The organism is Pseudomonas ulcerans (genome assembly GCF_036324125.1).
GTDB classification, from domain to species: domain Bacteria; phylum Pseudomonadota; class Gammaproteobacteria; order Pseudomonadales; family Pseudomonadaceae; genus Aquipseudomonas; species Aquipseudomonas ulcerans.
Genome location: NZ_JAZDQN010000061.1, coordinates 1 through 23,365, shown reverse-complemented (window position 1 = coordinate 23,365; position 23,365 = coordinate 1). Strand labels below are relative to the sequence as shown.

The window sequence follows — 23,365 nt, the reverse complement described above, 5'->3', positions numbered from 1 at the left end:
TGGCCTCAGCGATTCTGCTCGGGATTCCACTGCCGGTAGCTGTGGCCGCGCAGGAACTGCCACAGGCCGACGCTCATTCCCGCCAGGGTCACCAGCACATAGGCCGCCAGCCGGAACGGCCTGGGCAGGCGGTGCTTGCTGTCCAGCAGGCCGGCCAGGGCGATGGCGTAGCCCAGCAGTTGCAGGGTGCAGGTCCACAGGTAGAAGGCCGAACCGTCCAGCAGGCACAGGTTGCTCAGCAGCAGGGGCAGGAGCAGCAGCGGGGCCAGGCGGCGCAGCAGCTTGTGGCTGATCAGGGCGATGGCGTAGAGGCCATGGCGGCGTGGATCGAGCAATTCGCTGCGTGCGGCCAGGCTGCGCAGGCCGCCGACGGTGACCCGCTGGCGGCGGCGGAACTGCTTGTCGGCCTCGTCGACGCCGCAATCCAGTACCAGCGCCTCGGGCACATAGACGATGCGCTGGCCGGCCGCTGGCGCGCAGGTGCTGATGAAGAAATCGTCGTTGACCTGTTCCGGAATCGCCTGGAACAGCTCGCGGCGCAGGGCCAGCAGGGCGCCGTCGGCGGACACCATGCAGCCGTTGCGGTTCTCCACCCGGCGTACCCAGCCCTCGTAGTGGCGGTACAGGCTGTCGCCCAGGCTCAGGCCCTTGCCGGGACGGGGGATGATCATCTGCCCGGCGCAGCCGCCGACCCCGGGAACGGCCAGGGGCTGCAGCAGGTGGCGCAGGGTGTCGTCGGCCCACTGGTTGTCGGCATCGGTGAACACCAGGATTTCGCCATGGCATTGCTCCACCGCGCGGTTGAGCGCGGCGCCCTTGCCGATCCGCGGCAGGTCGAGCACCTCGATGCGCGGGTCGATCACGCTCAGCGCGCAGGCCACGGTGCGGTCGCTGGAACCGTCGCTGGCGACGATGACCTGCAGGCTGGCGGCGTCGTAGTCCTGGCGCAGCACGCTGCGCAGTTTCTGTTCGATATGGCGCTGCTCGTTGTGCGCGGCGATCACCACGCTGACCGTCAGCGGGCGGGCAGGGCCTGCGAGCGGCTGGCGGCGCAAGGGCGCGACCAGGGTCAGCAGCAGCGGATAGCCCAGCCAGGCATAGAGCGGTAGCAGCAGGCACAGCCAGAAGATGAATTCAGCCACGGGCAGGCCTCCGGGTGGTCAGGTTGAACAGGCTCATCAGGAAGGCCATGCCGGCCAGGTGCAGGCGGATGAAGTGCAGGCCCCAGAGCTGCATCACCAGGCGCAGGTCACGGTGCTTCAGGCTCTGCCGCAGGCTCAGGGCCAGGGCCGGCAGGCTGGCGATCAGCACCAGCAGCAGGCTCAGGTGGGGGAAACCATCGAGCAGCGCCGACAGAGCCATGGCATCCAGCACCCAAGCGCCCAGTGACAGCGCCGGGAAGCGCAGCAGGCGCAGGCTTGCGCCATGGTTGCGCAGCAGTTGCAGGTGGCTGCCCTGGCGCCACATTTCCTTGCCCAGCCATTCCTTCCAGCTGCCTTCGTAGCCCCAGTGCAGCACCACCGGGTCGCGCAGTACCGCCAGGCGCGCGCCGGCTTCGTGCAGGCGCAGGGTGAAGTCCTTGTCCTCGCCGCTGCGCAGGCTTTCATCGAAGCCGCCGACAGCGTCGAACCAGCGGCGTGGCATCAGCAGGTTCGGGCTGGGCAGCCATTGCTGGCGTTGCAGCAGGTCGCCGGCGCGCAGGGTGCGGCGCTGCCAGGCGATGGCGAACCAGGGCGCCTGGTGCGGGGTGTCGCAGTCGAGGGCGAAGACATCGGCGCGGTCCTGGGCGTGCAGCTCGAACAGGCGGCTCAGCCAGTTCTCCGGGACTTCGATATCGGCATCGATAAAGGCCAGCCATTCGCAGTCGCAGGCTGCCGCGCCACGGTTGCGCAGGGCGCCGATGCTCAGGCCGGGCAGGTTCAGCACCTCGGCACCGAGGGCGCGGGCGATGCGTGGACTGTCGTCGCTGGAGCCGTTGTCGACCACGATTACCTGACAGTCGGTACCGGCCTGGTCGGCGCTGCGGCGGATCGCGGTGAGGGTCCGGCCGATATGCCGGTGTTCATTGAACATCGGGATGACGATGCCGACCCGGTTCATGGCTGCACCGCCCGTTGCCGCGTGGTTTCGGCCTGGCTGCGCAATACTGCCGACAACGCCAGCATGATCCACAGGTACTTGTGGTTGGGCGCGCTGAGGAACATCAGGAACAGCCCCAGCGACAGCATGCTCATGCTCAGGTGGGTGAGCAGGTCGGCATGGACCACGTCATGCTGTTGCAGCCAGGCGCGGCGAGCCATCCAGAAGTTGCGCAGGGCCAGGCCGATCAGGCCGACGAACAGCAGGCCGCCGGGGATGCCGATCTCGCTGAACAGTTCCAGGTAGGTGTTGTGCGCGCGGCGGTACAGGTCGGTGACCTTGCGGTTGGCCGAGAAGGCCTTGGCATAGCCGGTATTGGCGTAGTGCAGGGGAAAGGTGCCGGGGCCGGAGCCGAGCAGCGGGTTCTCGCGGATCATCGCGCTGCCGACCACGATGTACGAGGCCCGCCGGCCCAGGGAGTCATCTTCGTGGGCGTTGACACCCGACGTCAGCAGGCTGAGGGACTGGATCCGCTCAAGGTACCTGGCCGGCATCACCGCCACCGCTGCTGGTAGCGCAAGGGCCAGCACCAGCATCAGCAGGCCGAGGTGGCGCGGGCGGATGCGGGTCAGGTGCACGCGGTAGTGGTACAGGCCGATGCCCAGGCTGATCAGCAGCACCACCAGGCCGGAGCGCGATTCGGTGCGGGTCATGCCGGCCAGGAGCAGGGCGGCGCAACCCAGCCACAGCGCTTTCTGCCACAGGCCGCGGCTGTTGAGCAGCAGCCAGATGGCCAGGGGCACGGCGAAGGCGATCAGCAGGGCGAAGATGTTCGGGTCGTCGAGCAGGCCCTGGGCGCGGCCCTGGTCCTGGTACTTGCTGGAATAGATGGCCAGGGCGCAGGTGGTGGCGACACTGAGGGACACCAGGCGGGCCAGCGCGGCCAGGTTGATGTCGCGGCCCACCAGCAGGGTCATGACGAACACCAGCAGGCCGATCAGCAGTTCGCGCAGGTGCTGGGCCGACTGCTGCCAGCTCTCGCTGGCCCAGAAACTCAGGCCGTAGCAGGCGAGGAAGGCCAGCAGCAGCGGCCACAGGTTGCTGCGCAGGCGCTGGCCGTCGAGCTTGCCGCTGGCCAGTTGCAGCACCAGGACCAGCGCCAGGCTGGCGCCGATCAGCTTGCTGGCGGACAGGTCGCTGTCCTTGAACAGGCCTTCGAAGGGCACCAGGGCGGCAATGGCCAGCAGGCCCCAGGTCGGCCGTCGCCACAGGGCGAGGATGCCGACCAGGGCCAGCGCGGCGCCGGGCGCCAGGTACGGCCAGGGGCTGACCAGCAGGGCCACGGCGGCGAGGCCGAACAGCCCGATGAGGGACAGGGGCAGGATCATGCGCGGACCTCCGTGACAGCGCCCAGGTAGACCTGGGCCCAGCGCTGGGCCAGGGTGGGCAGGTGGTAGCGTTCCCGTTGGGTGCGGCGGGCCTGGGCGATCAGCTCTTCGGCCTGGGCCGGGTCGTCGATCAGCGCAGCCAGTTGCGCGGCCAGTTCATCCACTGCCAGCGGTCGGGCCAGCAGGCCGCTGCGGCCGTGCTCGATGACATCGGGGATGCCGCCGACGCCGAAGGCCACCACCGGCACGCCGTCCTGCATGGCTTCGAGCAGGATCATCGGCGTGCCTTCGGTGCGCGAGCTGATCACCAGCGCGTCCAGGCGGCCCATCCAGGCGCGCATGTCCTGCTGGAAGCCCGGCAGGCGGATCCGCTCCAGCAGCCCGGCCGCCTCGATCCGCGCGCGCAGGGCCGGCAGTTCCGGGCCGTCGCCGAGCATCACTGCGTGCAACTGCGGGAAGCGCTGGCACAGCGGGATCAGGGCGTCGAGAAACAGGTCGGGACCTTTCTCGCTGCTCAGCCGACCGACGTAGCCGGCCAGCCACTGGCCGTTGCCGGTGGCGCGGGACGGCGTCTCGGTATTCTCCGGCAGGCCGTTGGGAATCACCCGGATCTTGCTGCCGGACACGCCGGCGTCACGCAGGATGCGGGCGATGCTTTCGGCGACGCAGACCACCTTGTTCACCAGCGGCGAACGACACAGTTGCAGGGTCAGCCAGGTGTACAGGCGCTGCTTGTGGCTGCGCGGCGTGAAGCCGTGCTGGGTCGACACCAGCGGCATGCCCCAGAGCAGGGCGGCCAGGCAGCCGAACAGCAGGCCGCGGAAATTGTGCGCGTTGAGCAGCGGGCGCTCCCCCTGCCCGCCGCGCAGTGCCGCGCGCAGCCCCGTCACCCCGGTGCAGCGCTGGCAGTCCACCCCGGCGTCGCGAAAGCGCGCCAGCAACTCGTCCGGTGCTTCGAGAAACACCACTCGATGCTGCCCGGGCGTGGCCCGGCAGTGGTCCAGCAGCATGCGCTCGGCGCCGTAGAATCCACCGCTGTTGAGCAGATGGACGATCGGCTGGCGCGGGGCTGCGGCGTTCAATTGCGCACCCAGTGCCACAGGCGTGGCAGCGACCATTGCTTGTGCGGGTTCGGCAGTTCCGGCGCCTGGTCGTTGATCACCAGCAGTACCGGCAGGTTCAGCTCGTGGCCGATCTGGGCCGGATGCTTGAAGCGATGGTCGAAGAACTCGCGGACATAGACCAGGGCGATGGCGAACAGCAGGCCGGTAAGCATGCCGAACGGCACGATCAGGCCCGGCCGCGGGAACGCCGCTTCGGTGGGCTGGTACGGCGCGCTGAGGATGCGCGCGTTGGACAGGTTGTCCAGCTGGCCCTGGCCGCGGCTTTCTTCATAACGCTGGGTGTAGGTGAAGAACGCCTTGTGCAGCGCATCGATCTCGGTGTCGAGCTGGCGCGCCTTGCTCTGGGTTTCCTGGAGCTGGTGGATACGACCCTTGAGCTCGGCGATGCGTGCGGTCTTCTGGCCGATCACTTCCTGGACTACCGTCAGGTCTTTTTCCCGTTCGCTGATGCGGTTCGACACCACCTTGAGGAACTGCTGGCGGGTGCGGCTGATCTGGTCGCGCTGCAACTGCATCGGCTCGCTGTTGGGCTGGAAGATCGCCACGTCATTGCCGTAGCGCGACACCTGGGTGGTCAGTTGCTCGCCCAGTTGCTTGATCTCGCGGTCCTCGAAGGCGACGTTGTCCACCGTGGTGGTGAAGGTGAACGGGAAGGCGTAGTCGTTCATCTTCGCCGCGCTGGCACTGGTCAGGGCCGACTTCAGGTAGTCGAGCCAGCGCTGGCTTTGCAGCAGGCGGTCGCTATACAGGTTGAGCGCCTGTTCCTCGGTGTTGATGGCGTTGAGGCGGAAGGTGATCTCTTCCTTCGGATCGGACGAGCCGTTGGCTTCCAGCAAGCCCAGGCGCTTGCTTTCCAGGTCGTCGAGACGGGTCTGGTACTGGAGTTTCTTCTGCTCGTAGAAGGACTCCGGCAGCTCGTTGGACTGCAGGTCCTGGCGGTTCTTCAGGTAGTTGTCCAGCAGGCGGGCGACGAAGGCGGTGCCCTGGGCCGGGTCGCCGAAGCTGTAGTTCACCGAGATCACGTTGGAGCCCGGCAGGGTGTCGACCTTCAGATCCTTCACCGCCTGTTCGGTGAGGGCATCGAGCTGGCTGTCGGCGGCGGACGCCACCTTCAGGCCCATGGCCTCGCGCAGCGGGTCGATCAGCTGGGCGTGCAGCGGAGCGAACAGCCAACGGTCAAGCATGCCCGGTTCGCTCGAATACTTGCCCTCGGCGCGCAACTGGCTGATGGTCTGGCGGATCAGGCTCGGCGAGCGGAGGATATTGCTCTCCGTCTCCATGTCCGCCAGGGAGGGCGGGATGAACTTGTCGGTTTCCTGGGCCAGGGCGGTGTTGGTATCGCTCTGCGACAGCTTCTTCGACTGCACGATGACCTGTGCACCGATATCGAAGCTTTGCCGCAGTACCAGCGGCAGGAGCAGGGCGATGACCGCGAAGGCGATGAAGATCCGCTTCACCAGTTGCCGGTTGGCAAAGAAGATGCGGAAGAATTCATGCAGGTAGTTCTCTTTGGGATTCATGTCGCATTACCCCTGAGGTCAGTTGCTGCTGCCTTTGTTGTCGACGCGGTAGCCGAAGCTGAAACCCACGCCCTGGAACAGCACTACGTCGGCCAGTTGCCGGGCCAGTTCTCCGGCACTGGCGAGCTTGGTCTTGGGCACGTAGAGCATGTCGTCCGGTTGCAGGTAGGCCACCTGCGCCGCGCTGGCGTCCAGCGCCTGGTCGACGTTGTAGGGCACGGCCTGCACCTGGTTGCCGTTGCGCCGCATGATCACCACCGAGTCCAGGCGCGCCTTGATGCTCGGCCCGCGGGCCAGGGTCAGGGCTTCCAGGACCGAGACCGGACGGCGAATCGGGTAGGCGCCGGGCTGGCCGACTTCACCCAGCACGTAGATCTCGTTCACGGCGGTGGACTTGAGCATCACGTCCACGCTCATGCGCCCGGGCAGCTCGGCGTAGCGCTTGTTCAGGTAGTTCTCCAACTGGGTCACGGTCATGCCCTGCAGGGCCACGGAGCCGGCTTCCGGGAAGTTGGCGTGGCCGTCGCTGTTCACCGTGATCTCGCGGCTCATGCCGGTGGCCGGGTGGTTCAGCGCGCTCTTCAGGTTCTGCTCGTTGGTCAGCGGGCTGATCACCTGCACGGTCAACTGGTCGCGGTTGGGCTGGAACAGGCTCTTGTTGCGGTAGGCCTGCTGGATCGCGGCGCGGGCCTGGTCCGGGGTCATGCCGGCCACCCGTACCGAGGTGTTGGCCGCCGGCAGTTCGATGCTGCCGTCGGGCAGCACCAGCTGGTTGCCGTTGAGCGAGCTGGCAGAGAGGAAGTTGAGGCCGACGGTGTCGCCGGACTGGATGCGGTAGGCGTCGGAGCCACTGGTGCTGATGTGGAAGATCACATCCAGCACGTCACCGGGCCGCAGCACCTGTTCCTTGCTGGAAAACTCGGTGTCCTGGGCGTTGGCCGGCGGTGCGGTCATGATCTGCACCGGCATCTGGCGCATTTCCTGGTTGCTGGTGCAGGCCGCCAGCGGCAACAACGCGAACAAAGCGATCAGCTTGATTTTCATCGTGATGTCCCTCGCACGGTCGGCTCAGAGGTGGTTGTAGAGCCATTTGGGCATGTAGTAGCGGCGGCGGTTGAACACGCTGCCGATCAGCAGCGCGCCGGCCTGGGCCAGGCGCTGGCTGGCGGCCTGGGCCACCTCGCGGCGGGTGTCCTCGGCGTTGATGACCAGGATCACGCCGTCCACCAGGGGGCCGATCACCAGGCTGTCGGCCCCGGAGTAGACCGCTTCGCCGTCGATCACCACGAAGCGGTAGTCGCCGGCCAGGCGTTGCAGCAGGGTGCGCAGCACCTCGGGGTCGAGGCGTTCGCTGCCGCGCCGGTGCACGCCGGCGGGCAGCACGTCGAAGCTTTGGTCGGAGAGGCGCACGATGCAGTCCTGCAGCAGTGGCGGGGTCTCGTCGTCGAACAGCAGGTCGTGGAAGCCGCGCAGCTTGTTCAGGCTCAGCTGCTGGGTGAGGTTGTTGCTGTCGTTGCTGGCGTCGACCAGCAATACCGACCCGCCGCTCAACTGCGCCAGCTGGCTGGCCACGGCCAGGGCGCTGGTGCTGGTGCCACTGCCGCGGTTGGCGGCGGTGAGCAACAGCAGGCGTCGATCCTGGTCGAGCACGGTGGAGGTCAGGTTGCTTTCGCTGGGGGTCGCGATACTCATGCTTCTCGAAGTAGAACCGTCCATCTCAACTTGCTCCGTGGCCGTTGAAGACTTTGAAGGGAGTCTTGAGCAGGATCTTCAGGTCCAGGCTCAGGCTCTGTTCGGCGATGTAGCTGAGGTCCAGCTCGACCCGCTGGTCGAAGTCGATGTCGCTGCGCCCGGAGATCTGCCAGAGACCGGTCATGCCGGGGTAGATGCTCAGGCGCGCGAGGTGGCTGTCCTTGTAGCGGTAGGCGTTGAACGAGGTTGGCCGGGGGCCCACCAGGCGCATCTCGCCGCGCACCACGTTGAACAGGTTGGGTAGCTCGTCGAGGCTGCTGCGGCGGAGCCAGCGGCCGATCCGGGTTACCCGCGGGTCATCGTCGATCTTGAAGTCGATGGATTGGGCGCCGTGCTTGTTCAGGTGGCGCAGGGACTCCTTCAGCGCCTCGGCATTGGCGACCATGGTGCGGAACTTGAACATGCCGAAGCAGCGTCCGCGGTAACCGGTGCGCCGCTGCACGAAGAACACCGGCCCCGGGCCACTGGCCTTGACCAGCGCGGCGAGCCCCAGCAGCAGCGGCGAGAGCAATACGATCAGGACCACGGCACCGGTTGCGGCGACGCAGCGATTGGTCCGCGACAGGGTCCAGGGCCGGCCGCCGAGGCGCCCGGTAAACCAGCCGCGACCCTGCTTGTGCACGGCCGAATCGATGCGCATGCGGTGCTTGGGGTCCATGCGCTTGTCCTGGTACAGGGCCTGTACCTGGGCGTCTTGGGGTTGTCCGGTCATGGCTACCTCCGAACTGCAGCGGGCATGGCCCGGTTGTCCTGCGCTGGCGTCCCGAGCAGCGGCAGGTAGTGATCGATGAACCAGGCGGCGAAGCGTCCCAGCCCTTCGTCGAGGGTGATCCGTGGGGTAAAGCCGGTGGCGGCGGCGAGGTCGCTGGCGTCGGCGCAGGTATCGAGCACATCGCCAGGTTGAAGGGGCAGCAGCTCGATCTCGGCCTTGCGTCCCAGGTGCTTTTCCAGCAGGGCGACGTAGTCGAGCAGGGCCACCGGGCGCTGCCCGCCGATGTTGTACAGGCGCCAGGGCGCGTGGCTGCTGGCCGGATCCGGCGCGTAGGCGTTCCACCGCGGGTTGGCCTGTGGTGCCAGGGGCAGCAGGCGCACCAGGCTTTCGACGATGTCGTCGATATAGGTGAAGTCGCGCTGGTGCTGGCCATGGTTGAACAGGCGCAGCGGACGGCCCTGGTGGATAGCGGTGGCGAACTGCACCGGCGACATGTCCGGGCGTCCCCAGGGACCGTACACGGTGAAGAAGCGCAGGCCGGTGCAGGGAATGCCGAACAGGTGGCTGTAGCTGTGGGCCATGGCCTCGTTGGCTTTCTTGCTGGCGGCATACAGCGACAGCGGGTGGTCCACCGCATCACGCACCGAGTAGGGCACCTGGCGGTTGGCGCCGTACACCGAGCTGGACGAGGCGTACAGCAGGTGTTGCACGGGATGGCGGCGGCAGCATTCGAGGATGTTGAGGAAACCGGCGAGGTTGCTGTCCAGGTAGGCCCGAGGGTTGTCCAGCGAGTAGCGCACGCCGGCCTGGGCGGCCAGGTGCAGGACCGCGTCCGGGCGCTCGCTGGCGAACAGGCGGTCGAGGGCCTCGGCGTCGGCCAGGTCGAGGATACGCGGGCTGAAGTCACCGCAATGCTGGCGCACCCACTCGACCCGGGCCACCTTCAGCGCCGGGTTGTAGTAGGCGTTGAAGTTGTCCAGGGCCACCACCTGGTGGCCGTCGCGCAACAGGCGCAGGGCGCAGTGGGCACCGATGAAGCCGGCCGCGCCGGTCACCAGCACTTTCATGATGCCGGCACCTCGGGCACGACATGGCGCAGGCCGATGCCGCAGTAGTCGAGGCCGAAGGTGGCGACCTGGTCCGGGTTGTACAGGTTGCGCCCGTCGATGATCAGGCGCTGGCGCAGTTTCTTCGCCAGCAGGGCGAAGTCGACCACGCGAAAGTTCTTCCACTCGGTGCAGATCACCAGGGCATCGGCGTCTTCCAGGGTGTCGTCGCGGGTGGCACACAGGTGCAGGTCGTTGCGGTAGCCGTAGAGGCGCCGGCATTCGGCCATGGCTTCCGGATCGAAGGCATGCACCGTGGCGCCTTCGGCCCACAGCGCTTCCATCAGGTAGCGGCTGGGGGCTTCGCGCATGTCATCGGTGTTGGGCTTGAAGGCCAGGCCCCACAGCGCCACCGACTTGCCGGCCAGGCTGCCGGGGAAGTGCTGGCGCAGCTTGCTGAAGAGGATCTGCCGCTGGCTGTCGTTGACCTCGCTGACGCACTGCAGCAGGCGCAGCGGCATGCCGTTGTGCTCGGCGGTGTGCAGCAGGGCGCGCAGGTCCTTGGGGAAGCACGAGCCGCCGAAGCCGCAGCCGGGGTAGATGAAGTGGTAGCCGATGCGCGGATCGGAGCCGATGCCCTTGCGCACGGCTTCGATATCGGCGCCGAGGCGTTCGCTGAGGTTGGCCAGTTCGTTCATGAAGCTGATGCGTGTGGCGAGCATGGCGTTGGCCGCGTACTTGGTCAGCTCGGCACTGCGGTTGTCCATGAACATGAGCTTTTCATGGTTACGGCAGAAGGGTGCGTAGAGCTCGCCGAGCTGGTCCTGGGCGGTGGCATCGCAGGTGCCGACGATGATCCGGTCGGGGCGCATGCAGTCGGCCAGGGCGCTGCCTTCCTTGAGGAATTCCGGGTTGGACACCACCCTTGCCTTGAGGCTGAGCTTGCCGAGACGGTCGAGGGTTTCCCGGGCCAGTTGCGCCACCTGGTCGGCGGTGCCCACCGGTACCGTGGACTTGATGATCAGGGTGCGGTCGGCGTCCATCAGCTCGGCGATCTGCCGGGTCACGCCGAGCACGTGGCAGAGGTCGGCGGCGCCGTCCTCGTCAGGCGGGGTGCCGACGGCGATGAACACCAGTTCGGCATGGGCCACCGCATCGCTGGCCTGGGTGCTGAACAGCAGGCGGCCGTCGCGGATATTGTCTTCGAGCATGGCCGACAGGCCGGGCTCGTGGATCGGCGGCACACCCTGGCGCAGCTGGCTGATCTTGTGCGCGTCGACATCCACGCACAGCACCCGGTGTCCGACGTCGGCCAATGCGGCTGCCTGTACGAGCCCTACGTAACCAGTACCGAAAACACTCACGTCCATTCCGGGATGCCTCGCATGGCGTAATGGGGGTGTAACAGCGATGTGTTTTCGGTATAGCGCAGGCTGGGGAAAAAGTGTCAATGGAATGGCATGTTTCGCTGAACTTACAGCACCTGATGAACAATTCGTTTTGCCATCAACTCGTTGTCAATCCGCACCTTAGCGGGAAAACATACTGGCAAATCGCCGGAAATTTTCCCGATTAACGGTCGAAAGCCGCGCCGTACAAGGCTTTTGGTGAATGGTTCGCAATTAGTTGGCAACTCCTCATTTAGTGTTAATCCATAAATGTCGGCGCCAAAAATTCGCCATTAAATTGGCGGGCGATAGCTGGAAAGACATCTGCAAGCTGGCTACCTTTGCAAAATCCCCCCGGGTCCAGGCGGAGCCATTCCATGCGCGCATACCTCAAGAGCCTGCTGCTGATTGCCTACCTGGCCTGCTTCCACGAGGCCATCGTCGAACGCCTGCAGGCCCTGGGCGTCGGCCTGGCGCTGGTGTTGTACCTCGGCGTGTTCGTGCTGCTGGCGAGCGGGTTGTGGCTGGCGGCGCAAGTCCGCCAAGGCCTGTTGCGCTGGCTGCTGGCCCTGGTGTTCTGCGCCAGCGCGGTGTTCTTCGATGCCTATTCGCGGATCACCGCCACCTACCTGACCTACAGCGCCTTCATCTCGCTGGTGTACTCCGGCGGTTTCATCCAGGAAGCCTTCGTCCAGTACCAGGACGCCATCCTGCTGGCGCTGGCCCGCGGCCTGTTGCTGCTGTTCGGCATCGGCCTGCGTCCCGTTGCCTGGCCGCGCCTGCCCCGGGTCTTGCCCTGGGCCGCGCCGCTGCTGGGCCTGGTGCTGCTGAGCGGGATCCTGTTCGTCCGTGCCGGCGAGGGCGCGCGCGGCTTGCCGGTGATGTACACCCCGCTGGCATACCTCAACCTGATGGCCTACGAGACCCTGCACGACCATGTCGGCGCGCGCCAGCCGGTGACCCTGCCGCGCAGCGGGCCGGCCATGGCCCGGGACATCGTGCTGCTGGTCGACGAGAGCGTGTCGGGCAACTACCTCGACCTGAATACCCCGCACGGCGTACCGACGCCGCTGACCCGGCCGCAGCCGGGGCTGAGGATCTTCAACTACGGTTATGCCGCCTCCATCGCCAACTGCAGCGCCGACACCAACGTCACCCTGCGCTATGGCGGTACCCGCGCCGACTACCTGCGGATCAATTCGACCCAGCCGTCGATCTGGCAGTACGCCCACCAGGCCGGGCTGGCCACGGTGTACATCGATGCCCAGCGCAGCGGCGGCCATCTGCAGAACCTGATGACCGACACGGAAAAGCGCGATATCGACCGCTTCATCCAGTTCGACGACACCCCGGTGCTGCAACGGGACATGGCGGTGGCGGCGAAGCTGGTGGAGCTGCTCGGGGATGGCAAGCCGCAGCTGATCGTGGTGAACAAGGTGGGTGCGCATTTCCCGGTGCACGACAAGTACCCGGACGCCTTCATGAACTGGCGTCCGGCCTTGCCGCGCGGGCAGTACGCCGATGTCACCGACACCGGCAGCCGCGACGGCTTTTCCGGCAGTCCGGACGACTGGGTGCTGTATCGCAATGCCTATCGCAATACCCTGGCGTGGAATGTCGGCGAGTTCTTCAACCGCCTGTTCGCCGGGGCGGACCTGAGCCAGGCGGTGCTGATCTACACCTCGGACCACGGCCAGGACCTGCACGAGCGCGGCAATCCGGGGTTGAACACCCATTGCGACAGCGATCCGGTGATGGAAGAGGGCCTGGTGCCGCTGGTGGTGATCCAGGGGGAAGGGGTCAAGGCGCCGGACTGGCAGGCGAACCTGGCGCTGAACCGCGACCGGTCGAGCCACTACAACCTGTTCCCGACCCTGCTGCAGTTGTTCGGCTATGACCCGGTGGCGCTACAGGCGCTGTACGGCCGGCCATTGAGCGTGCCGACCGAAGACGACTTCACCTTCAACACCCGCTTCAATGCGCGACTGGGGGCGAGCCCGGTGTTCAAGCATATCGACCTGGGGCAGGTAGTGGTGCCGGAGGGGCCGATGATGGGCAGCAGGGACTGAGCCGGGTTCACCAGCAGGCTTCAGAAGAACCGAGTTCGCAGGCCCCGCGGTCCCAATGCAGTAGCGTCCCCAGCATCTGCAACGGCGGTTTCAGCCGCTGCGCCGGGCCCCAGGGCGTGTGCTCGCGGCGAAAACCCAGGTCGGCCTGGGTTTCCGCCGCCAGGGGCAGGTCGTCCGCCACCGTGCCCTGTTCTTCCAGCCACTTCGCCGTGCGCGCCAGCGACAGTCGGGCCAGGCTGCCCCGGCCCGTGGCCAGGCGTTCGCTGAGCCCGCGGATCGCGGCGGCCGCCATCAGGTAGCCGGTGGCATGGTCCAGCGCCTGCACCGGCAAGGGTACCGGGCGGCTGGCCTGCTGCCAGCGCATGCCGGCATGGGCGATGCCGGTACTCATCTGCACCAGGCTGTCGAAGCCCCGGCGCAAGCGCCACGGCCCGGTCCAGCCATAGGCATTCAGGCTGACGTCCACCAGCGCCGGGTTCATCATCCGGCGCTGGGCATCGCCATAGCCCAGGCGTTCCAGGGCATCGGTGCGGTAGCCATGCACGAGGATGTCGGCCTGGGCCAGCAGGCGTTCGAATACCCTGCGGTCGTCGGCATCGCGCAGGTCCAGGCGTGCGCAGCGCTTGCCGAGGGTGACTTCCGGTACCACCCCGGGTTCCTGCCAGTCCGGCGGATCGATGCGCAGCACCTCGGCACCGAAGCCGGCCAGCAGGCGGGTGGCGATGGGCCCTGCGAGGATCCGGGTCAGGTCCAGCACCCGCACGCCCGCCAGCGGTCGCTCCGGGTGCCCCGGCCAGATCCGCGAACCCTCGGCGTCGAAGACCTGGCGACGGATCAATGGCTCGGCGTTCACCGCCAGCCCCTGCGGGTGATTCGACCATTGCTGCCAGCTGCGCATCTGCGCCGCGCAACCGCCGTTCTCGACGATGGCCTGCTCCAGCTCCCCGGCCGTCCAGGACAGCACCCGGCGGGCCATGCCGTCACGATCGGTGGCGGGGCCGAGGATCTGTTCGGCAATCGCGCGGTGGTGGGGGGCGTTGGTGTGCAGGCGGATCCAGCCATCGCGGGTCTGGTAGTCGCCGGCGATCGGGTCCCACAGCGGCGGCGGTTGCCAGCGCTGGGGGCGCAGGCTGGAGGCGAACCAGAAGGCGGCCAGGCGTCGGTCCACCAGCACGCGGCGGCATTCACCGGCCTGCTGTTCGATCAGCGCAGCGATGGCCAGGCCGGCGGCGGCAATGCTGACCCCGGCCATTTCGGTGACGGCAAAGGCCGAATGCAGGTTGCCAGGGGAGGCGAAGCGCACAGCGCCGTCGGCGGGCGCTGGCAGGTCGAGGTCATGGGCGATGGCGCTGAGCATGTCCAGCATCGTTGTCCTCCGCAGGTATCGAAGCAGACAAGTGAAGCCAGTCAGCGGCCGAAGGTCAAATCCCGGAGGGGTCGATGCCTCTTGCGGCGGGTTGCGGCACGGATTCGGGACGCGACCAGATCCACAGGTTGCCGAGGGTCATGCCGCCGATGGCCAGCCATACCGGCCAGCGGTGTTCGAGAAACACCAGCATCAGGGTGGCGCACAGCAGCATGCTGACCGTGGCGCTGACCTTGGCCCGGCGCTGGATCACCTTGCCGTTGCGCCAGTTGTGCAGGATCGGGCCGAACAGCCGGTGGTTTTCCAGCCAGGCGCTGAGGCGCGGCGAACTGCGGGTGGCGGCCCAGGCCGCGAGGAGGATGAATTCGGTGGTAGGCAGGCCGGGCACGACGATCGCCACCAGGCCGATGCCCAGGCTCACGTAGGCCAGCAGGCCATAGAGCACGCGGGAAAGCTTCGAGGAAGAGGGTCGGGTCATGGGCAAGTCGACTGCACGGAGAAGTCCGGCCGTCATCATGACGGCCGGAGCGCGATCAGGCCAGTTCGGCTTTAGGCGCAGTGGCGTAGGCGTGCTTGAGCAGCTCGGTGAAGCGCTCGAACGCCGCTACCGCGCCCTGTTCGGCGGCGGCTTCTTCCTCGGCGCTCAGCTCCAGGCCGTCGAGGATACGGGTGAACTGCTTCCAGCCTTCGGCACGGCCGCCGGCCGGTTCGCCCAGGTGGCGGGCGCCGAAGGTGTCGTTGAGTTCCAGGGCGACGGCGCGCTTGATCAGGAACGCAGCGCCGAGCTTGGAACCTTCGGAGACGAAGATCCAGCCCATGGCCTGGCCCAGGCTCGGGTTCTGCAGGGCGCCGGGGAAGTCGGCCGGGACTTCGGTGTCGAGGTCGGCCAGGTCGAGGCGGGCCTGCTCGGCGCGGCAGCGTTCGGCCAGGTCGGGGACGATGGCGATCAGGCGCGGGTCGGTGTACAGGGCCTTGAGTTCGTTCTGGAACAGGTACTGGGCGACGACGAAGCGGGCGAAGTTTTCACGGGTTTCGAAAGGCGCGTGGGACTTGACCAGGGCGTCCAGCTCGCTGTGCGGCGCGTGGGTGATCTGATTCAGGCGCTGCGAGCGCAGGCTGGCGCGTTCGGTGTTGGCTGTCATTGGGAATTCCTTGCGTTTGGGACGGGCCTTGTAACTAGACGTGCAAGATGACGGGCGACAGTAAAAAAACCTCACCTGGGGGGCAGATAAATCTTTTTTGCCTGTGCGGCTTCATCGCGGCATGGACAGGGCAGCGCTCCCACAAGGTCCGCGCTCTACTTGACAGAGATGTGCCGCGGGCGGTCACTGGAAGGCCCGCGCCTCTTCCACCAGCCAGTCATGCACGGCCCGCGCAGTGGGATGCGCCAGGGTCCCGGCGCTGTACAGCAGCACATAGCGCTTGTGGTTCGACACCGGTGCACCGAACGGCACGATCAAGGTCCCGCGTTCCAGCTCGTCGTTGAGCAGGGTGCGCCGGGCAATCGCCACGCCGATCCCGGCGATCGCCGCTTCGATGGTCAGGTGGTTGCGGTTGAAGGTGTGGCCGCGCCGCACATCCAGCCCACCTGCACCGATCGCCTCCAGGTAGAACTCCCATTCCGCGTACTCGGAACTGCCGCGCCACGCCGTGATGTCGTGCAGCAGCGGATAGTGCACCAGGTCGCCCGGCCCGTGCAGCGGCGGGCGGCCGCGGAGCAGGGCGGGGGAGCAGACCGGGAAGATTTCCTCGTCCAGCAGCGGCGTCGAGTGCATGCCCGGGTAACTGCCGTCGTTGAGGTCGATGGCCAGGTCGAAATCGCCTTCGTGCAGGGCCTGGTTGCTGTCCTCGGCCACCAGGCGCAGCTGGATATCGGGAAAGCGTTGCTGCAGGCGCGGCAAGCGTGGCGTCAGCCATTTGGCGAGGAACGACGGGATCGAGCGCAGGCGCAAGGTCCCCCGGATCTCGCCGGCATCCAGGCGGCGCAGTTCGGCATCGATGCTGCCGTAGGCCTCGTTCACGGTCAGGGCCAGGCGCTGGCCTTCGGCACTCAGCTCCACGCCCCGGGCCCGGCGCAGGAACAGGCGAAAGCCCAGGCGTTCCTCCAGCTGGCGGATCTGCTGGCTCACCGCGCCGGGGGTGATGTGCAGTTCCTCGGCGCAGCGGGTGAACGACAGGTGCCGCGCCGCGCAGGAAAACACGTGCAACCAGACGTACATCTGGCCGTTCATGGCTCGACTCATCGTTTAGTCCTGCTAAAGCCTTGCTTAGAAAGTTTCGTTGGTCGTAGGAAAAATCCTGCGGCAGTATCGCCCAACCTAGCGACAACTCTCAAATTTCTCACCGTGCACCGGAATGGCCCGCGTCCGCCGGTTACCGAGGCATTAGCATGGCTATCAGTGTTTTCGACCTGTTCAAGATTGGCATCGGCCCGTCCAGCTCCCATACCGTCGGTCCGATGCGTGCCGCCGCGACCTTCGTCGAGGCCCTGCGCCAGCAGGATCTGCTGGGTGCGGTGAGCCGGGTCGAGGTACGCCTGTACGGCTCGCTGTCGGCCACCGGCGTCGGCCATGCCACCGATCGCGCCTGCCTGCTGGGCCTGATGGGCGAGTGGCCGGACCGGATCGACCCGCACTGCATCGGTCCGCGGATCGAGCAACTGGAAAACACCGGAGTTCTGGTCCTGGGCGGCAGCCAGGCGATTGCCTTCGACTGCAAGCGCGACCTGCTGCTGCTGGACGAAAGCCTGCCGTACCACCCCAATGCCATGACCCTGGAAGCCTTTGGCGCCGACGGCCTGCTGTTGCAGCAGACCTACTACTCGGTGGGCGGCGGCTTTATCGTCGAGGCCGGGGAAATCGGTGCCGGCGCTGCCGCCACCCAGGTGCAACTGCCCTACGAGTTCTCCAGTGCCGAGGAACTGCTCGCCCTGTGCAAGCGCCACAAGCTGCGGGTCAGCCAGTTGATGATGGCCAACGAACTGGCCTGGCGCGAAGAAGCGGACGTGCGCAGCGGCCTGCTGCAACTCTGGGCGGTGATGCGTGAATGCGTCGCCAACGGCCTGAGCAACGAAGGCATCCTGCCTGGCGGCCTCAAGGTCAAGCGCCGTGCCGCCAGGCTGCATCGCAGCCTGCAGGAGCTGGGCAAGCCCAATGTGATCGGCTCGACCCTGAGCGCCATGGAGTGGGTCAACCTGTTCGCCCTGGCGGTCAACGAGGAAAACGCCGCCGGCGGGCGCATGGTCACCGCGCCGACCAACGGCGCGGCCGGCATCATTCCGGCGGTGCTGCATTACTACATGAAGTTCAACCCCGAAGCCTGTGACAACGACGTCGTCGACTTCCTCCTTGCCGCGGCCTCGGTGGGCATCCTGTGCAAGAAGAACGCCTCGATCTCCGGCGCCGAGGTGGGCTGCCAGGGCGAGGTGGGCTCGGCCTGTGCCATGGCCGCGGCAGGTTTGGCCGATGTCCTCGGGGCGACCCCGCCACAGCTGGAGAACGCGGCGGAAATCGCCCTGGAACACAACCTCGGCCTGACCTGCGACCCGGTCGGCGGCCTGGTCCAGGTGCCCTGCATCGAACGCAATGCGATCGCCGCCGTGAAGGCGATCAATGCCGTGCAGATGGCCCTGCGCGGCGATGGCGAGCATTTCATTTCCCTGGACCGGGTGATCCGCACCATGCGCGACACCGGCGCCGACATGCACGAGAACTACAAGGAGACTTCCCGCGGCGGACTGGCCGTCGCTTTCGTCGAGTGTTAAGGGCCGTACTGGGGCCGCAAGGCGGCCCCAATCTGGTTATTCATGAGCAACAAGAACAATTACAAGGCGTTATCGATGACTGATGTACAAAGCACCACGAACCTGCGTGTCGAATCGGCCGCACCTGTGCGCAGCGGCTGGAACCGCCACGACACCACCTGGACCCTCGGCCTGTACGGCACCGCCATCGGCGCCGGCGTGCTGTTCCTGCCGATCAACGCGGGCGTCGGCGGCTTCTGGCCGTTGCTGATCCTGGCGCTGCTGGCGTTCCCCATGACCTATTTCGCCCACCGCGGCCTGACCCGCTTCGTCCTCTCCGGGCGCAAGGGCGGCAAGGAAGACATCACCGAGGTGGTGGAAGAGCATTTCGGCGCCGGCGCCGGCAAGCTGATCACCCTCCTGTATTTCTTCGCCATCTTCCCGATCCTGCTGGTGTACAGCGTCGCGCTGACCAACACCCTGGGCAGCTTCCTCGAACACCAGCTGCACATCACCCCGCCGCCGCGGGCGCTGCTTTCCCTGCTGCTGATCTGCGGCCTGATGATCGTGGTGCGCTGCGGCCAGGGCATCATCGTTCGGGTGATGAGCGTGTTGGTGTATCCGTTCGTGGCGGCGCTGCTGTTGCTGGCCATCGGCCTGGTGCCCAACTGGAACGGCTCGTTCTTCGCCCAGGCCGGCGCCGGCATGGACCCGGTCCTGCTGCTCAAGACCCTGTGGCTGGCGATCCCGGTGATGGTCTTCGCCTTCAACCACTCGCCGATCATCTCGGCCTTCGCCGTGGCGCAGAAGCAGCAGTACGGGGAGCGTGCCGACGAGAAGAGCGGGCGCATCCTTGCGGTGTCGCACCTGATGATGGTGCTGACCGTGATGTTCTTCTGCTTCAGCTGCGTGCTGGCCCTGTCCCCGGCCGACCTGGCGGCGGCCAAGGCCCAGAACATCTCGATCCTGTCGTACCTGACCAACCACTTCCAGACGCCGGTGATCGCCTTCGTCGCGCCGCTGATCGCGCTGGTGGCCATCACCAAGTCGTTCCTCGGTCACTACGTCGGTGCCAGCGAGGGCTTCCAGGGCCTGATCGTCAAGAGTCTGCGCGGGCGCGGCAAGTCGATGTCGAGCAAGGGCCTGGAGCGGGTCACCGCACTGTTCATGGTGCTGACCTGCTGGATCGTCGCCACCCTCAACCCGAGCATCCTCGCCATCATCGAGTCCCTGGGCGGGCCGGTGATCGCCTGCCTGCTGTTCCTGATGCCGATGTACGCGATCAACAAGGTGCCGTCGCTGCGCAAGTATTCGGGCAAGGTGTCGAATGTGTTCGTGGTGGCGGTTGGCTTGATCACCCTGTCGGCGATTGCCTGGTCGGTGATTGCCTGATTTGGCTTCGTGCTTGCCCGCGAAGGACCGCGCAGCGGTCCCGGGTGCCTGTCTTGAGATCGGGAACCGGGACCGCTTTGCGGTCCTTCGCAGCTGACGCAGCTCCTACGTCAGGTATTTCCACAGCGCATCCGCCACCGGCGATGCGCTTTTTCCATCCCCGAACAGGCGCTGCCCGATCTGCAGCCCCAACTGCCGATAGCTTTCGAACTGCGCTTCGTCGAAGAACTGGTTCGCCGTGCTCTCGTTGGGGAAGGTCGGGTGCGCGCCCGCGTAGTTGACCAGGTCCACCGGCAGCCCGGCGATCAGGTTCGGCTTGATCAGCAGGATCCGCGCAGTCAGCTCGCCGTGCTTGTCGATGACCTTGAACAGCATCGCGCAGCGCCGGTAATCCTCGCGTCCACGCTCGGCGGCATCCAGCGCGAAATCGCCCACACGTCCGAAATACGGCGCCAATACCGGATCGGCGAAGACACCGGTGTCCTCGCGGATTTCCAGTGCCTGGTCGATCCGCGCCAGGCGGATCAGGTTCGCCAGGTCGTTGAACTGGTAGGTCGGGTCGGCGCCGCAGTCGCAAGTCACGATCAGCTCGATGTTGCGGCCCTGGCGAATCAGTTCGTAGGTCGCGGTGTTCTCGAAGTGACCGCCATCGGACAGGTACTGGAAATCGCGGTTCAGGCCATGGAAGCGCGCGGTCAGCTCCTGGTACAGGTAATGCTGGGCGGGCAGGGTGCGTTCGAGCAGGGTGTCGCGGCTCTGGCGCACGCCGCTCAGCAGTTCGCCGTTCTGCAGGAAGTCGGCGGGCCACCAGGTGCCCAGGCGCATGTTGGTCAGGCCCAAGGCCAGCGAAGTGCCGAGGCTGGTCTGCCGGCCCAGGCCGGTGGACACAGCCGCGCCGGAGGTGGCGACCCAGTGGGCCAGGGTCAGCGGTTGGTACATCTCGCCGCAGTCCGGCTGGTGTGCCCGCTGGCGCGGTTCGCCGTCGAGCAGGTAGCTGACGCTGGCCAGCCCCTCGGCGCCGGACGGCGCCAGGCACAGCGGCTTGCCCTTGCGGTCGCGCTGCACCAGCTGCTCGGCCGGGTCGACGGTCTGGTTGAGCGTGACGTTGATCAGGTGCACCGGCGCGCAGCCGTTGTTGGCGTAGTAGTCCTCGATGCCGACATCGTCGCCGGGCAGGGTTTCGGCGACGCTCAGCAGGCGCTTGCGCTGGTTGCGGGTCTTGCCGGAAAAGCGCAGGCCGTTGGAGGCGCCCAGGTAGGCCCGGGCCAGGCGCGCGCGGTAGAACGCCTGCCAGGACGACAGGTTGATGAAGCCGATGAACTTGCCCGAACCCAGGCTGCACACCGCCGCCAGCAGCACCAGCACTGCCAGGCGCATCCACGCCTGCGAGTCGGCCTGGGCATCGGCGCCGAAGCGTACGTATTGCGCCAGCAGGCCCCAGGACAGCGCCACCAGCATGAAGATCGCCACGCCGGCGAGGCCGGCGATCAGGCTGATCGGCAATTTGCTCAGCCAATTCGGCGTTGCCTTGTCATCGCTGGACAGCGAGGCCTGGCGCACGAGGGCCATCAACAACGGCACCAGTGCGCCACCGGACAGCAGTGCACCATGGCCCTCGGCGACGCGTTGGAAGATCCATTCGCTGAGCCACGGCACCAGGGCGAAGAAGACGCTGGCCAGGGTGGCGACGATGGCCGTGGCCAGGCGCCGGGTCACCAGGACCCGATAGGTACCCACGCTGTTTTCCCGGGTCAGGGCCTTGTCCGGATTGATCCGCCCGCTGCCCAGGTAGCTGCACAGCCACAGGCAGTAGACCAGGCCAAGAACACAGACCAGGGCGAACAGCACCAGCAGGACGCGCAAGCCGTTGGCGATCCCGGGGGCGAACAGGCCGAGGGCGAGGAACACCACGCCGGACAGCACGTAGAGCCCGGTGGCGCGGTTGAAGGGATGCAGCGAGTCATCGTCGTTGCGCCGGCGATAGACCATCCAGAACGCCAGCATCAAGGGCAGCACTGCCAGCAGGACCAGGGCGCCCGGCAGCCACCAGAGCGAACCGCACAGCAGGTAGGTGACGCTGGCCGGGAGCTTGCTGGCAGCCATGCTGCATAGCGAGCTGTCGCCGATCAGCACCTGGGCGAGGATGGCCAGGGCCAGGGTGCACAGCAGCGGCATGCCGATGACCATGTGCACCGCGAACAGGTTGCGCAGCGACAGGCCGAGGACATAGAACAGGTCGCCGGCGCCGCCCGGGGTCAGGTAGCGGCCGTTTTCCCGCAGCCACGCCAGCGGAGCCGCGCCCACCGGCTGCTTGCGGTAGTCGTCGCCGGTGTGGATGCGACCCGGGGGTTCGTAGTCGAGGCTATCGTAGGCATCCCGCGCCGCGTCGATCCTGGCCTGCTGGTCCGGTTGGGCGTCGCCCGTTTCGAGGACGCCGCTGTGTTCCCGGCCGCGCAGGCGACCCGGCAGGAACAGGCTGCCGAAGAACGAGCCCAGGTAACCGCCGCCGCTGACCGTGGACAGGTAGTCGAAGCGCGGCAGCAGGCGTTCGCCCAGCGCCGGTGGCTGCCCATCCTCGCGCGCTGGCGCATCGGCTGCCCGGGCGCGGGCCAGGGCCTGGACCACGCCGAGGCAGAAGGTGGCGCTGCGGATCCCGCCACCGGACAGGCCCAGGGCCCAGCGGCCCTTCTCGTTGGCGGGCAATGCCAGCAGGCGCCGACGTTCGTCGATACGGGCGTGCTCGGCGTCGAATTGCGTGTGCTGCTCGGGTGAAACGCTTTCTTCCCTGTCCATGCTGCGCTTGTCTTCCTGGTGGAGGTGGGACCGTGGCGAGCGAGTGTAGAGCAGGAAAATAGCCAGTTGCCACTACTGTGAGGCAGGTCGCAGATGCCCTGTACGCAAAGTTTTCCCGCAGGGTTGGCCCGGATATCGCGCAAAAGCTGGGCTATACCTAACCCGCTGGCATTCAGCCAAGGGTTTTCCAGGAAGGGGGGGACGTATGAAAGTCGCACTGGTGATGGGTTCGCTGTGCCTGACCTCGTTGCTGCTTGCCGGCTGTTCCAGCGGCGGTGGCCTGAGCAAGCCGGACGAGTACTCGGGCTTTCTCAAGGACTACAGCAGGCTCAAGGAGGCGAAGTCGCCGTCGGGGGCGCCGGTGATGCGCTGGATCGACCCGCAGCTGAAGCCGGACGCCTATCGCAGCGTCTATATCGAGCCGAGCCAGCTCTATCCGAAGCCGCAGCCGACGGCGCAGATTCCGCAGAGCACGCTGCAGGGCATCTCCACCTATTACGACCAGGCGCTCAAGCGCGAGCTGGGCAAGTCGCTGCCACTGGCGAGCGCACCCGGGCCCGGGGTGATCGTGGTGCGTCCGGCGATCACGGCGGTGAGCAGCAAGACCGAGGGCCTCAAGGCCTATGAAGTGATCCCGGTGGCCCTGGTGGCTGCTGCGGTAAGCACGGCCTCGGGGATTCGCGACCAGGAAACCGATATCGCCACCGAGGCCGTGTTCATCGACGGCGGCAACAACCAGGTGGTGGCCCAGGTGGTGCGCAAGGGCAGCGGCAAGCCGCTGGAGAACACCAGCCAGGTGATGAAGCCGGAGGATGTGAAGGAGGTGATCGATGGCTGGGCGGCCGATCTGCATCAGTCGTATCTGAACCTGAAGAAGAAATAGTGCCTGGTTGTCTGTGCTGACCTTGTGGGAGCGGGGTTTGACCCCCTTGGGGCCGTGACTTCAACATTGCCATCGCCGGGGAAACCGCCCCCCCAAACTCAGCCCAGGGCG

Annotated in this window: 19 protein-coding genes; 4 read left to right on the top strand and 15 right to left on the bottom strand. The window is 66.6% G+C overall.

The genetic code is table 11. The annotated features are described in order from the left end of the window. Positions 1-5: 5 nt before the first annotated feature. The 10 genes from V0R59_RS29620 to V0R59_RS29575 are packed head-to-tail and all read right to left on the bottom strand — an operon-like array spanning position 6 to position 10,991. Positions 6-1,142 carry a glycosyltransferase gene (locus V0R59_RS29620; RefSeq protein WP_330074121.1) on the bottom strand — a complete coding sequence of 379 codons (1,137 nt, stop codon included), beginning with the start codon at positions 1,140-1,142 and terminating at the stop codon, positions 6-8. Further along, complete coding sequence (locus V0R59_RS29615) at positions 1,135-2,100, bottom strand: glycosyltransferase (RefSeq protein ID WP_330074120.1); 966 nt, start codon at positions 2,098-2,100, stop codon at positions 1,135-1,137. Before V0R59_RS29615 ends, V0R59_RS29620 begins: the two co-directional genes overlap by 8 nt. Then, on the bottom strand, positions 2,097-3,467 hold the full coding sequence (locus tag V0R59_RS29610; RefSeq protein WP_330074119.1) for an O-antigen ligase family protein: 1,371 nt from the start codon (positions 3,465-3,467) through the stop codon (positions 2,097-2,099). The genes V0R59_RS29615 and V0R59_RS29610 overlap by 4 nt, the downstream gene beginning before the upstream one ends. Next, entirely contained in the window at positions 3,464-4,585 is a 1,122-nt protein-coding gene (locus V0R59_RS29605) for a glycosyltransferase family 4 protein (protein ID WP_330074118.1), read from the bottom strand. The genes V0R59_RS29610 and V0R59_RS29605 overlap by 4 nt, the downstream gene beginning before the upstream one ends. Beyond that, positions 4,546-6,111: a GumC family protein gene (locus V0R59_RS29600; protein WP_330074117.1), complete on the bottom strand. Its 1,566-nt coding sequence runs from the start codon at positions 6,109-6,111 to the stop codon at positions 4,546-4,548. Before V0R59_RS29600 ends, V0R59_RS29605 begins: the two co-directional genes overlap by 40 nt. A gap of 18 nt (positions 6,112-6,129) precedes the next feature. Then, a complete protein-coding gene (locus tag V0R59_RS29595; protein WP_330074116.1) occupies positions 6,130-7,155 on the bottom strand; it encodes a polysaccharide biosynthesis/export family protein in 1,026 nt (341 codons plus the stop codon). Between the two features lie 24 nt (positions 7,156-7,179). Continuing rightward, positions 7,180-7,827: a CpsD/CapB family tyrosine-protein kinase gene (locus V0R59_RS29590; protein WP_330074115.1), complete on the bottom strand. Its 648-nt coding sequence runs from the start codon at positions 7,825-7,827 to the stop codon at positions 7,180-7,182. Between the two features lies 1 nt (position 7,828). After that, positions 7,829-8,575, bottom strand: a complete 747-nt coding sequence (locus tag V0R59_RS29585) for a sugar transferase (protein WP_330074114.1) — start codon at positions 8,573-8,575, stop codon at positions 7,829-7,831. 2 nt (positions 8,576-8,577) lie between these two features. After that, complete coding sequence (locus tag V0R59_RS29580) at positions 8,578-9,642, bottom strand: NAD-dependent epimerase (RefSeq protein WP_330074113.1); 1,065 nt, start codon at positions 9,640-9,642, stop codon at positions 8,578-8,580. Continuing rightward, a complete protein-coding gene (locus V0R59_RS29575) occupies positions 9,639-10,991 on the bottom strand; it encodes a UDP-glucose dehydrogenase family protein (RefSeq protein WP_330074112.1) in 1,353 nt (450 codons plus the stop codon). Before V0R59_RS29575 ends, V0R59_RS29580 begins: the two co-directional genes overlap by 4 nt. A 395-nt stretch (positions 10,992-11,386) precedes the next feature. On the opposite strand from V0R59_RS29575, the gene V0R59_RS29570 reads away from it, so the two are divergent. Further along, positions 11,387-13,078: a sulfatase-like hydrolase/transferase gene (locus V0R59_RS29570; protein WP_330074111.1), complete on the top strand. Its 1,692-nt coding sequence runs from the start codon at positions 11,387-11,389 to the stop codon at positions 13,076-13,078. Positions 13,079-13,085: 7 nt separating this feature from the next. Here the strand turns inward: V0R59_RS29570 and V0R59_RS29565 are convergent, their stop codons facing one another. The 4 genes from V0R59_RS29565 to V0R59_RS29550 form a co-directional block, all read right to left on the bottom strand. Beyond that, positions 13,086-14,444: a CoA transferase gene (locus V0R59_RS29565; protein ID WP_330074110.1), complete on the bottom strand. Its 1,359-nt coding sequence runs from the start codon at positions 14,442-14,444 to the stop codon at positions 13,086-13,088. Between the two features lie 55 nt (positions 14,445-14,499). Beyond that, positions 14,500-14,922, bottom strand: coding sequence for a YbaN family protein (locus V0R59_RS29560; RefSeq protein WP_330074109.1), 423 nt, complete (start codon positions 14,920-14,922; stop codon positions 14,500-14,502). A gap of 55 nt (positions 14,923-14,977) precedes the next feature. Further along, complete coding sequence (locus V0R59_RS29555; protein ID WP_330074108.1) at positions 14,978-15,586, bottom strand: biliverdin-producing heme oxygenase; 609 nt, start codon at positions 15,584-15,586, stop codon at positions 14,978-14,980. A gap of 183 nt (positions 15,587-15,769) precedes the next feature. Beyond that, positions 15,770-16,687 carry a LysR substrate-binding domain-containing protein gene (locus V0R59_RS29550; RefSeq protein ID WP_330074107.1) on the bottom strand — a complete coding sequence of 306 codons (918 nt, stop codon included), beginning with the start codon at positions 16,685-16,687 and terminating at the stop codon, positions 15,770-15,772. 146 nt (positions 16,688-16,833) lie between these two features. Between V0R59_RS29550 and V0R59_RS29545 the strand changes: the two genes are divergently transcribed. Then, a complete protein-coding gene (locus tag V0R59_RS29545; RefSeq protein WP_330074106.1) occupies positions 16,834-18,207 on the top strand; it encodes an L-serine ammonia-lyase in 1,374 nt (457 codons plus the stop codon). A gap of 75 nt (positions 18,208-18,282) precedes the next feature. Beyond that, complete coding sequence (locus tag V0R59_RS29540) at positions 18,283-19,578, top strand: serine/threonine transporter (protein ID WP_330074105.1); 1,296 nt, start codon at positions 18,283-18,285, stop codon at positions 19,576-19,578. A 105-nt stretch (positions 19,579-19,683) separates the two neighbouring features. On the opposite strand, the gene V0R59_RS29535 is transcribed toward V0R59_RS29540, so the two are convergent. Further along, positions 19,684-22,371, bottom strand: a complete 2,688-nt coding sequence (locus V0R59_RS29535) for a hypothetical protein (protein ID WP_330074104.1) — start codon at positions 22,369-22,371, stop codon at positions 19,684-19,686. A gap of 205 nt (positions 22,372-22,576) precedes the next feature. On the opposite strand from V0R59_RS29535, the gene V0R59_RS29530 reads away from it, so the two are divergent. Then, positions 22,577-23,254: a DUF3313 domain-containing protein gene (locus V0R59_RS29530; RefSeq protein ID WP_330074103.1), complete on the top strand. Its 678-nt coding sequence runs from the start codon at positions 22,577-22,579 to the stop codon at positions 23,252-23,254. Positions 23,255-23,365 lie beyond the last annotated feature (111 nt).